Source organism: Mesorhizobium sp. YR577, assembly GCF_900116595.1.
Classification (GTDB): Bacteria; Pseudomonadota; Alphaproteobacteria; order Rhizobiales; family Rhizobiaceae; genus Mesorhizobium_M.
In genome coordinates, this window is record NZ_FPBI01000024.1 from 68,246 (window position 1) to 79,747 (window position 11,502).

Consider the following 11,502-nt stretch of genomic DNA (forward strand, 5'->3'; position numbering starts at 1 on the left):
AATGATCAGAGCCAATCCACACTACTTCCGTTCACTTCTCTCCGCTGCAACGAACCGCAGTCACATCGCGACTTTCGCGATGCTCTTGGCCGCCGGACATGTCGCCGGATGTGTGTCGAACCAACCTGAAGCGAACAGCGTTCGCAACATCGGGAAAACTGCTCCAGCCGATCTCCAGCTAATGTGCGCATCTGCGGCAGCCACGCCATTGGGCGTCGACAGTTCCGCCGTCCTTCCGGTCAGTTCCTCTGAAGTAGACGCCCAAACATTCCAGGTCGTTGTCGAGGCCAAAGGTGCCCGTGCGAATTGTGTGATCGACACATCGGGAAAGGTGATTTCCGTGCAAAAAGTTTGAGGACATTACAGATGACGTTGGTGGTCGTCTGCGATGCCCCTCCCCGCCAGGGCGAGGTCAGGAACCACCCAGCAGGTTGAAACTAGTCTATTTTCTGAACCAGAAGCCGGATTGCTCTTTGTCGATCTCCGAGAAATGCAATTTCAGCGGAATGTGATCGTCGACAATGTTGGCTTGAAAGCCCATCGCTGGAAGGCCTCGGTGAACGTAAAATCCGGCCGCCCACACGCCGACCAGAAACCCCTTCTTGTCGCGCAATTCGATGCGATGCCCCTGCATATCACCTAAATTTGCATGCGCGCCCGCATTGCTCATTTGCGCATCAAAGCAAATGAGGCCGTTCTCGTAGAACCGCCACCGCACAGAATGCCAACGGCACTGATCAAATTGTGCGTCACGACTCCAGATGAACTCACGCCAGACAATCGACTTGGCGTCCATCATAGCCTTTCCGGTTTGCGGACTGTCGCTGTCAGCGGGATGCAGCTTCAGGGACAGAGGAACGCCGTCTTGACGGGCAAGCGGGATAGTACGCTCCAGAGGCCCTTTCGATAGGAGCGTTCTTATCAACGACGGCGAAAATGTGGCCCCGTCTTTGGCGTCATTGCTTCGGGAGGCAAGTTGCCTCAGCCATCCAAACGTCATGCCATTCCTCGAACGTGGGGAAGCCTGCTGGTCGGGGCTAACATCAAGTTAGCTCGCTGCTGCCACCTGCGCAGCTTTGCGGGCACGTGCTGTCGTGGAAGCTGCTGCAGCGACTGCGGACTTCTCGTCATTGCCTACTTGCACGGTGGGCTGTGCAAATTCGATCCCGTTGGCGAAGAACGTATCGCGGATCATGGTATAGGCCCGACGCCGCACACCTGTTTGATAGCCGGGTTTCGTCGTGATGGAGAAGCTTAGCTCCATGCCGAAATCGCCGAACTGCTCGACACCCTTCATCTTCACCGTTTCTATGATCTGAGGCGCCAGTTCGGGATCTTCCAGCATCTCGGCGCCAATGACCTTCACCAGCTTCTTGACCTTCCTGATATCGGTATCGAAGGGAACGCGGATCAGGAATTTGTCGATCGCCCAGTCGCGGCTCATATTCTCCACCGCACCCAGTTCGCCGAAAGGAACGGTGAAGACCGGGCCACGATGGTGCCGCAATCTGACGGATCGCAAGCTGAAGGACTCGACGGTGCCCTTGTAGCTGCGGCTCTGTATGTATTCGCCGACGCGGAACGCATCATCCAGCATGTAGAAGACGCCACTGATCACGTCCTTGACCAGCGTCTGCGACCCAAACCCGATGGCGACGCCGAATATGCCGGCACCTGCGATCAATGGCGCGATCTGAACGCCAAGCTCGGACAGCACCATCAGAACCGCCACCGCGGCAATCAGCACGGCCAGCATGTTGCGGAAGATCGGCAGCAGCGTCCGCAGGCGACCTCTGCGCGCTGCTTCAGCAGCATCGATCGGCTCGTCGGATGAGGCGATCTCCAGTTTCCGGGCGATATAGGCTTTCGCCAGTTGCCAGAGCAGATCAGCGACAAGCAGCGTTATGACCCCGCGCAGCACGCCGCGCATAAGTTGGGTCACGACGGCATCGTTCTGCATCAGCGTACCGGGGTTCAGGCGTAGCACTGCACCCAGCCACAGCACGGCCAGCAGAATGACCAGAGCCCGCGCGCCGCGAACGATCAGTACGGTCATCACCGAATTCGCAGAACCGGAACTCGCGCGTGTCTCGGCAAGCGCTCCCGCGACCTCCCCCGTTATGGTCAGCGCCTTGGGCAACAGCAGCGCATAGATGCCAAGCCAGAGCAGGCCGGTGAAGCCCGCAAGCCACAACCCAAAAAGCAGAACCAAATAGACCGTGAGAAGCCAGTTCGTCACGACACCATAGCGCAATGCACCGGTTTCACCTGGGCGACGCCAGACGATTTCGATCGCCAAGGCCAGTAGCCCTATACCCAGTATATAGGCAGCCAACCGCATGACGCCCGGCGAAAAGCCGAGGTCCGGCAGCAAGCTCACGGTCGCCCATCCAGCCATGAGATAGCCGAAGAAGACGCTCAGGCGTCTGTGCCAGAAATCTGCCTCGGCATCATTGACCGGGATCAGTCTGAGCCGGCGTGCCTCGTCCGTTGAAACGGAGTTGCTTGTCGGCGAAAGCAGCGCCGCACTGAATGCCCTGACCAACCGAACGACGATGAAAGCCACCAGATATGTCAGGATGATCCTGCGCAGCAATGCTGGCCAGTCGAATGCCAGGAAGGCGCCAGCGCTAACGAGAGAAAACACGACGATCGGCGCGATCACCGAAAGCAGGTGAAGAGCGCGGCTTTCTCCCAGCGTCGTCGCTCCGTATCGCCCGGACCCATTGTCCCGCACGCGGTGGATCGCGCGCTTGAAGAGCCATTCCGCTCCGAAACCCAAGGCCAGAAGTGCGGCAAAGAGGATGATTATCGTGGCGAAACCACGGTTGTTTATCTCCGTCCTCACGGTCCGAACGGCATTTGCAGCCTCGGCTGGAATCTGCGGCAAAGCATTGCGCATCGCGGCAAGGTGGTCGCGAATGCCCTGGTCCCAACTGGAAATCTGTTCAGCCGTCGGCGCGCCGGCAGTGTCGTCGGCGGGTGCAGGCTTGGTTGCAAGCCAAGCCCGAACATCGGGATCGTCGAGCAGCTTGATGAGTTGCTGAACCTTCTCGTCCGGCGGCGGCACCGTCGCAGCCTGTCCAGTCTGCGCTAAGGCAAAACTGCCGAAGGGCGACGAGGCAAATACCAGCATGACAGCAAGGCAAGCTGCCAGCAGTGAAGCTTGTGGGCGCGATGCAATGGTCATTGTCACACCAATCTCATGAGGACGTTCAGTTCTGTCTCTTCAAGCAGTTCGGCCACGATTTCGGAGATATGAGGCAACCCTTCCAGAGTGAGATGCGGATTGCTTTGAGACGGGCGCGGCCGGCCGGGCAGCGCCTTCAACGCATCGGCGAAGCGCTGGGAATCCGCCGCTTCTTCCGGCAAAAGCATGTCGATCAGCCCAAGCTCGGCCGCACGGCGTGCCCGGATAAGCTGCTCCTCGCGCGGCTTGACGCGCGGCACGATCAGCGCCGGCTTGTCGAAGGACAGGATTTCGCAATAGGTGTTGTAGCCGCCCATCGCCACCACCGCCTTGGCTCCGGCGATCAGCTCCTCCATGCGGTTATCGAACTCGATGATCTTGATGTAGGGGATCTCGGCCCCCTTTTTCAGCAGCTTACTGCGCTTGCGCGCCGGCATATAGGGTCCAAGCACAATCAGCGCCTTGTGCTGCAATTGCCGATCCTGCTGGTAGGCGTCGATAACGTCATGGATCAGTTCGGCGCCGTCGCCGCCGCCGCCGGTGGTAACGAGGATATATTCCCCCTCGGGCCGATGGCCCGGCATCTCGTCCTGCTGCAGGCCCCGCTGCAGGAACCCGACGAACTTCATCTTCGCCCTGACAGCCGGCGGCACGTCCAGGCCGGTCAGCGGATCGTAGAAATCCGGTGGCCCGTAGGCCCAGATCTTGTCATAGAACAGGCCGATCTTGCGCATCACGTCCTTACGGGCCCACTCGGCTTCGAGCAGATGCGGCGCATCCATCACCTCGCGCAGGCCGAGAATGAGCGTGGTGCCCCGCGTCTTCAGATAGGACAGCGTATCTTCTATCTCGCCGCGCAAGCCGAGCGGCTCCTTGTCGACGATGAAGATGTCCGGCCGGAAAGTCTCTGCCGTGTGGCGGATGATCGACTGGCGCATTTTCAGCGTTTCGTGGAGGTCGATATGCTTCTCCATCGAGGTGTATTCGCCGTTGCGCAGCTTGATGACGCTGGGAATCTTCACGAAGTCGACGCGGGCGCGGTAATCGAAGGCACCGGCGATCGTCGCCCCCGATATGATCAGCACCTGAAGTCCGCGAAAATCCTCGACGAGCGAATGTGCTATCGTGCGGCAACGCCGCAGATGGCCGAGCCCGAAAGTATCGTGGCTGTACATGAGAATTCGGGCACTGTGACTAGACCAGGTCATGACCACACGGTGTTCAGACTGCATTGGTGCCCCCCGCACCGAACATCTGGCCTGGTTACAACAAGGGCAGTGAAAATGCCTTCAGTTCTCATAAAACAGTGCATGTGATAGCCTTCGTGCTAACGTGATCGTGGCCCATCCGAGCACGGATGATGATGCTCTCTCCACGCCTGCGATGAAGCCAAGGGGGTAGGGTGAGGCGCATTTCTTTTTCCTAAATGGTTCACAGAAGATGCGGTGCGTGTCTGCCGCCGTTATTTCCCTATGGCGAACTGGAAATTGACGCCGGCGAAGATCTGCCATTTCGGGTTGCCGATGCCTTCGCTGGCGACCGTGTATTGCGGCTCGACAAAGGCGTTCATCGTGACCTTGTCGTTGATCTGGAAAACCTTGCCGACGCCGAACCCGACGGGGATGTAGTAGTCCCCGTTTTCGAGATTGAAGCTCCAGGTCGCGCTCGAGCGGAGGTAAAAGCCGTTCGCAAGGTTGTAGTTCACGATCGGCTGGAACGTCGCCAGCGAGACGTCCTCGCGATCGCCATCACCCGCGAAAGACGCCTGATAGGTGAGAAGCCCCCCGATCAGGCCCCACTTCTGCGGAGCGATCGCCAGGCCGACCGCGCCGGCCTGCCATTTCCCGGCGCCTAGCAGATCATCCGTCGCGGTCGGCAGCACGACGAGCGGCCCCGCACCGAACGAGACTGTCTTGCCGGGAAACACAAAGATATCCATCAGCGTCAGATCGCCCAGTCCTGTTACGTAACCGTCGGGAAACTCAGGCGCCGTTGCGATCGGCAGGGTGAAGCGGAACAGCTGCGGCTTGCCGAAGAGGTCGGAAGGGATGAGGCCGCGAAGCAGAAACTGGTTGGCGTAGCGGCCATCGATTCCGTCAAGTTCGGGAACATAATAGTCGTGAAGATTGATCGTGATCTTCGGCGTCAGCGGGTTGTTCGCCGCGTTGACGTCTTCATGCTCCTGCCCAATCGAAGGCGCACTCCAGGCCACCGCGGCAAGGCCCGTCAGGAGCGTCGCAATCCGTTTCAGCATTTGCCTTCTCCTATCCGCAGGCGGCCGCGAAGCTCATTGCTTTTCGGCGGGGTAGATCACCTTCCAGTCCGTCTTCATGTCCACGAGGAGCCACCCACGCTTCGGTGCTTCATCCAGTGCCTTGTCGAGCTTGCCGACATGCGACTGCCGGTCGTATGCCCATTCGCGCTCGGCGTCGGTGTGATGGACGATCAGCCCAAACCGCGGGCCGTCATTGAGCGTCGTCCACTGCAGCATCTGCAGGTCACCGTCGGAATTTCCGGCGGCAAAGACCGAACGGCGGCCGATGAAGCGATCGATCCCGACAGGCTTGCCCGGACCGTCATCGACGAATTCGATCTTGGCCTCCTTCTTCAGGACGGGCTTGTCGTCAGGCCCGAATTCATAGGTCACGACGCCGGACGAGCCGACGACCTGTTCCGGCGGGATGCCATAGGCCTGCTCGACCCATGGCCGCATGAATTCCACGCCGCCGCCCGAGACAATGAAGGTCTTGAAACCGTTGGCGCGCAGATAGGCCAGCAATTCCACCATCGGTTGGTAGATGAGCTCGTTGTAGGGGCGATTGAACCTCGGATGACGCGCTGTCGCGATCCATTCCCTCACCGTGCTTGCAAACTCGTCAGTGGTCATCCCGGTGTGGGTCACGGCCATGATTTCGCCGAGGCCTTTTTCTCCCAAAGCCAAAACGCCTTTGACGTCGCCGGCCAGCACCGATTTGAACGGCTCGGTGTCCTTCCATTCGGGATGCTGGGGTGCCATGGCCTTGACCCGGTCCAGGGCGAAGGCAAGCTGGAAATAGAGCGGCTGTTCGCTCCAGAGTGTGCCGTCATTGTCGAACACCGCGATGCGCTCGGCAGGTTTCAGGTAGTCGGCGCCGCCCTCCTGTGTGGTCCGCGAGACAAAACCGGTGATAGCAGTCTTTGCAGCCCCCTCATTCCAGGAAGGCAGCGCGTCGCTCTGCGCGCCTGCATGATTGGCTGTGGCCAGAAACAGGAATGAAAGAACCGCTATAGCTGCACTCAATGCCATCTTCTTCATGCCGCCCTCTCCTTTTCTTCAGTTCCGTCACCCTGGCGACCCCTGACTTCGGCAAGATCCCGTTCCAAAAAATAGTTCAGGAATGTCCTGACGACTGCGATTGCGGCCAGCCGCCCGATGCCGTCCCAGCTCGGTGTCATCGACGTTTCGATGATGTCGGCCGCCAGTTGGAAGGTCAGGCCCGCGACCAGCCAGCGGGCGAACCGCAACCAGATTTCTCGACGCCGATGACCGTCCCCGCGCGAGAAATGGAACCAGATCGCCGCAACGAAGCTTTCGATCGCGCCATACAGAATGATGACCAGCGCCATGGCGTTGATCAGCATGACGCTGTATTCGGTCGAAGCTCTCAGCCATTCTTCCACTTGGCGAACCTACCCCGCTAGGTTTCAGGAAATACGGTCTTCCAATCGTTCTTCATACTGACAACGGTAATGCCGTAGTCTGCTGCCCTGTCGAGCGCCTCAGCGAGAGGACTCAGCTTGAACTCACGATCGTATGCGACTTCGCGCTGTGCATCGTCATGATGAACAAGCAGCGCCAGTCGCGCGCCTGGCCCTGATTTCGTGTAGCGCAGCATGGCGAGATCGCCGTCGGAATTGCCGAAGGCGAGGATCGGCCGACGGCCGATATGCAGTCCTATATTCGCCGGCTTCACCTCGCGGTCATCGAAGCTGTTCAGCTCCGGAGCCTTCATCAGCACGGCACGGCCGTCTTGCAACTCGTAGTGCAATCTTGCCGAGGAACCGATCACCTGCTCACGCGGAATGCCGTAGGCGCCCTCGGCAAACGCACGGATAAGGTCGATGCCACCGCCCGACACGATAAAGGTCTTGAAGCCATTGGCACGCAGGTAAGCGAGAAGCTCAAGCTGCGGCTGGTAGATCAGTTGCGTAAAAAGCCGACCGAACTTGGGATGTCTTGCCGAAGCGAACCAGGTTTTGGCAATCTCGTCGAATTCTTCCTCGGTCATGCCTGCATGCGTGGCGAAGGCCAACTCCATCAGGCCCTGCTTGCCAAGCGCATGCAGTGTCTTGATGTCATGTTCGAGCAGCGCCTTGAATGGCTGGCGCGCACTCATTGAAGCATCCTTGGCGGCGAGCTGTTTCACCCGATCGATCAGGAAAAAGAGCTGTACCTGCATAGGCTGCTCGCACCACAACGTGCCGTCATTGTCGAAGGTCGCAATGCGCTCCGACGGTGGGACGAATTCCGGCCCACCCTCTTTCGTGACGCGTGCGACGAAGTCGAGGATGGCGGATTTCGCCGCGCTGTCGTTCCATGATGAAAGCGGGTTGGGCATGAGCACTTCCTGGTTTGCCGAATGAGTAAAAGGCGGCAAGCCGAAGCTCGCCGCCCTCCTCATCATCAATGTCCGGTGTTGAAGGACTCGGCCATCTTCTCCAGCGCCTGATCGAGTGTGAACGAGGCGGCCTTCTGGCGTGGCGGATAATCCTTGAACGAGTTCAGGAACGGCTGGACGACCGCCTGGGCCGCCATGATCATGTAGGCCTTGGACAGATACCAATCGTAATAGGTGTTCGAGGTGATATCCGCGCGCTCATAGGGGTCGGTGCGCAGGTTGAAAATCTTGGGACAGCGCAGAACCACGAGCGGATCCATCCAGAGCCGCAGCGTGCCCTCGGTGCGCTGTTCCATGAACACGATCTTCCAGTTCTTGAAGCGCAATGCGACCAGGCTGCCGTCGTCGTCGAAATAGACGAGACCCTGGCGCGGGCTCTTCACGCCTTCCTTGGTCAGGAAGTCGAGAAGGTTGTAGCCGTCGATATGAACCTTGAAGGTCTTGTCGCCGGCCTTGTGGCCCTTGAGCAGTTTCTGCGGAATGTCGGCATCGCCCGCCATGGCGCAGAAGGTCGGCAGCCAGTCGTGGTGCTGCACGATCTCGTTGGAAACGACGCCCGCCGGAATCTTGCCGGGCCAGCGCACGATCATCGGCACGCGGAAGGCGCCTTCCCAGTTGGTATCCTTCTCCGAGCGGAACATCGTCATGCCGGCATCCGGCCATGAGTTCATGTGCGGGCCGTTGTCGGTCGAATACATGACGAAGGTGTTGTCGGCGATGCCGAGTTCGTCGAGATAGTCGAGCATGTCGCCGACGTTCTTGTCATGGTCGATCATGGTGTCGTGGTAGGGCGATTGCCCCTCGCCTGCCTGTCCGATGCTCTCCGGCTTGGTGTGCGTCCTGCAATGCATGTGGGTGGTGTTCATCCAGACGAAGAACGGCTTGCCGGCATCGTGTTGCCGCTTCACGAAATCCTTCGCCTTTGCGACGATCTCGTCGTCAACGGTTTCCATGCGCTTGCGCGTCAGCGGGCCGGTGTCCTCGATCTTCTGCTTGCCGACGCGGCCCCAGCGCGGTTGCTCGGTGGGATCGTCCTTGTCGGTTGCCCAGCAATGCAGCAAGCCACGCGGACCGAATTTCTCCTTGAACTGAGGGTCCTTCGGATAGTCCGGATCCTCGGGATCTTCCTCTGCATTGAGGTGGTAGAGATTGCCGTAAAACTCGTCGAAGCCGTGCACTGTCGGTAGATACTTGTTCCTGTCGCCAAGATGGTTCTTGCCGAATTGCCCCGTCGCATAGCCGAGCGGTTTGAGGAGTTCGGCAATAGTCGCGTCTTCGGGCTGCAGGCCGACATCGGAGCCGGGTATGCCGACCTTGGAAAGACCAGTGCGATAGCAGCTCTGGCCGGTGATGAAGGAGGAACGGCCGGCGGTGCAGGACTGCTCACCATAGCTGTCGGTGAACATCATGCCTTCCTTGGCGAGCCGGTCGATATGGGGCGTCTTGTAACCCATCAGTCCATGGGAATAGCAACTCAGGTTCGCGATACCGATATCATCGCCCCAGATGACGATGATATTGGGCTTCTTCTTGTCTGCCATTTCTGTATCCTTTCCTCGCTCTGTTTTGTCTTTTCTGACTTGAAGCCCGAGTGCCGGTCGTCCTTTCTGCTAGAAAAACGGGCCGATCTGGAAAACCATGCTGAGAATGGCCGCTATGCCGACCAGCAGCAGGATGAAGGCGGTGATCAGCGTCATTGATGGCGGGAACCCGCTCTCGGCATGGATGAGACCGGCGGCAGCCATGGCATGGCGCTCGCGGCGAAGGCCGATCATGAACTGCATGTGGTAGATGATGCCGAGAACCAGCATGGCGATGCCGAGGCAGACCAGGGTGATGCCGAAATTTCGGGGCGCTGCAGCATGGGCCAGCGTGCCAGCGTCGCGCAGCTTCTCGAACACCTGGAAGATGGTGAAACCGAAGCTGATCAGGGACAGCGATGTGCGTATCACCGACATCAGGGTCCGGTCAGCGCTCATGCGCGTGCGCTGGAACGACATGCCGGTGCGGCGCATCGACATTTCCGTACGGTCGGTCGACAGGTCGGTACGATGCGTCGAAAGATCGGTTCTGAATTCGGAAAGCGAGGTTCTGTGCTCGGACAGGCCCGTTCGATGGTTGGACAGGCTCGTGCGGTAAGCCGAGTATTGCACCGAAGCCACGTCGGACTTCGTTTCGTCGACCTTCGGGATCGGAGGCACCGGGGTCTCAGGCAATCTTGCAGGTCGTTGCAATACCGTCTTCGGCAGTTTGCTCATCTCTTTCACCGCGCTGAGGGTCCGGAGGACTTGCGCGCCGTCCACCAGCGCGCAAGGCGCGCGAAGGGTCCGCGCAGCAGGAGGTAAGGGACGAAGGCGAGCAGGATCGCGATGACCACCATTTCGCCGGGATAGAAGGTCTTGAGCACGGTGTACTGGTAGACAGCGTCCATCCCGATGCCCAACAGGATGATGCGGCCAGTTGAGATCAGACCTTCGCGCAGGCGTTCGCCACGGTCCGCCGAACTGGTGAGCAGCGTCCAGAGATAGCCGGGGCGCCCGGCACGAGCGTCCTTGGCCCCATCGTGCAAGGCGGCGATCGCCGCCATCACCGGCTGAAGGACGAACCGAAACGTCATCGGCCCGCCGGGACGATCGAAAATATCGCGCCAGATGCGCTCGTGAACCTCGACGGTGAAGCCGTAGCGCAGAAACCCGATAACGCTCAGCGCGATGAGCAGCAATATGGCGATCCGCGCGATCCAGAGCCGCGTCGTGGTTGCGCCCTCGGTCATGAGTTCGCCCCCCCGGTGCGCATGATGCAGCGGAACCCGACATGGCTCATCGACGTGTCGACTGGCTGGGCGTGGCGCGCGGCTGGACGGTAGCGCCGGCAGTAGTTAGGCGCGCAAAGATGCGAACCGCCCTTCACTACTTTCCGCGGGATCAGGATCGAGGGTTGGCGCTCGTCATAACTCGCAGCCTCGGACCCTCCCCGCGGATTCTGCGGGATGCAGCAGGATTTTGCTTCCTTCTCAGGGTGCCTCGAAGACCACCAGTCGGTCGTCCACTCCCAGACATTGCCGATCATGTCCTGCAGGCCGTAGCCATTGGCCGGATACGTGCCGACCGGCGAAGTCCGCTCAAAACCGTCAGTCAGAAGGTTCTGGTGCGGAAATTCTCCCTGCCACGTGTTGGCCATCTGCTTGCCACCGGGCGCGAATTCCGCGCCCCAGGCATATTCGGCATCCTCGACGCCGCCCCAGGCCGCATATTCCCACTCGGCTTCGGTCGGCAGTGCCTTGCCGGCCCAATCCGCATAGGCCAGCGCATCGGCATAGGCGATGTGGACGACCGGATGATTGTCTTTCTTGAACAGGCCGCTGTTTGAGCCGAGCGGATGCTTCCAGCTCGCATCCTTGACGAAGTCCCACCATGCGCTCGGGTTCCTGAGATCGACCGGACCAGCAGCCTTCTGGAACACCAGCGATCCTGCGTAGAGCATCTCTGGGAGTGCGCCGGGATAATCCCTAGGATCAGGAATCCTTTCGGCAACGGTCACATAGCCGGTTGCCTTGATGAACTGCTTGAACTGGCGGTTCGTCACCGGCGTCTTGTCGATGAAGAAGCCGTCGACCTTCACCCGGTGTGCGGGAGCCTCTTCCCTGTAGTGATC

Annotated in this window: 12 protein-coding genes; 1 reads left to right on the forward strand and 11 read right to left on the reverse strand. The window is 59.6% G+C overall.

Features of this window, described 5'->3' with window-relative positions; translation table 11 throughout:
- Position 1 precedes the first annotated feature (1 nt).
- Entirely contained in the window at positions 2 to 355 is a 354-nt protein-coding gene (locus BM413_RS26435; RefSeq protein WP_244538033.1) for a hypothetical protein, read from the forward strand.
- Between the two features lie 87 nt (positions 356 to 442).
- Here BM413_RS26435 and BM413_RS32755 read toward each other — a convergent pair whose 3' ends face one another.
- The 11 genes from BM413_RS32755 to BM413_RS26490 form a co-directional block, all read right to left on the reverse strand.
- The gene (locus BM413_RS32755) at positions 443 to 799 is read right to left on the reverse strand and encodes a hypothetical protein (RefSeq protein WP_139238655.1); all 357 of its coding nucleotides are present in this window, start codon (positions 797 to 799) and stop codon (positions 443 to 445) included.
- 249 nt (positions 800 to 1,048) lie between these two features.
- Entirely contained in the window at positions 1,049 to 3,190 is a 2,142-nt protein-coding gene (locus tag BM413_RS26445) for a mechanosensitive ion channel family protein (protein ID WP_244538034.1), read from the reverse strand.
- 2 nt (positions 3,191 to 3,192) lie between these two features.
- Positions 3,193 to 4,422 carry a glycosyltransferase family protein gene (locus BM413_RS26450; RefSeq protein WP_348272940.1) on the reverse strand — a complete coding sequence of 410 codons (1,230 nt, stop codon included), beginning with the start codon at positions 4,420 to 4,422 and terminating at the stop codon, positions 3,193 to 3,195.
- 230 nt (positions 4,423 to 4,652) lie between these two features.
- Positions 4,653 to 5,444, reverse strand: a complete 792-nt coding sequence (locus BM413_RS26455; protein ID WP_091917848.1) for a hypothetical protein — start codon at positions 5,442 to 5,444, stop codon at positions 4,653 to 4,655.
- A gap of 33 nt (positions 5,445 to 5,477) precedes the next feature.
- The gene (locus tag BM413_RS26460) at positions 5,478 to 6,476 is read right to left on the reverse strand and encodes an HAD family hydrolase (protein WP_091917864.1); all 999 of its coding nucleotides are present in this window, start codon (positions 6,474 to 6,476) and stop codon (positions 5,478 to 5,480) included.
- Positions 6,477 to 6,481: 5 nt separating this feature from the next.
- A complete protein-coding gene (locus tag BM413_RS26465; RefSeq protein ID WP_244538035.1) occupies positions 6,482 to 6,850 on the reverse strand; it encodes a DUF1622 domain-containing protein in 369 nt (122 codons plus the stop codon).
- A 17-nt stretch (positions 6,851 to 6,867) separates the two neighbouring features.
- Positions 6,868 to 7,788, reverse strand: coding sequence for an HAD family hydrolase (locus tag BM413_RS26470; protein ID WP_091917866.1), 921 nt, complete (start codon positions 7,786 to 7,788; stop codon positions 6,868 to 6,870).
- A gap of 65 nt (positions 7,789 to 7,853) precedes the next feature.
- Complete coding sequence (locus BM413_RS26475; RefSeq protein WP_091917849.1) at positions 7,854 to 9,389, reverse strand: arylsulfatase; 1,536 nt, start codon at positions 9,387 to 9,389, stop codon at positions 7,854 to 7,856.
- Between the two features lie 69 nt (positions 9,390 to 9,458).
- The gene (locus tag BM413_RS33765; protein WP_091917850.1) at positions 9,459 to 10,106 is read right to left on the reverse strand and encodes a YidH family protein; all 648 of its coding nucleotides are present in this window, start codon (positions 10,104 to 10,106) and stop codon (positions 9,459 to 9,461) included.
- 5 nt (positions 10,107 to 10,111) lie between these two features.
- Positions 10,112 to 10,621 carry a hypothetical protein gene (locus tag BM413_RS33770; protein ID WP_244538036.1) on the reverse strand — a complete coding sequence of 170 codons (510 nt, stop codon included), beginning with the start codon at positions 10,619 to 10,621 and terminating at the stop codon, positions 10,112 to 10,114.
- The coding region (locus BM413_RS26490) for a formylglycine-generating enzyme family protein (RefSeq protein ID WP_091917868.1) at positions 10,618 to 11,502 on the reverse strand (885 nt) is incomplete at its 5' end. The genes BM413_RS33770 and BM413_RS26490, both read right to left, overlap by 4 nt.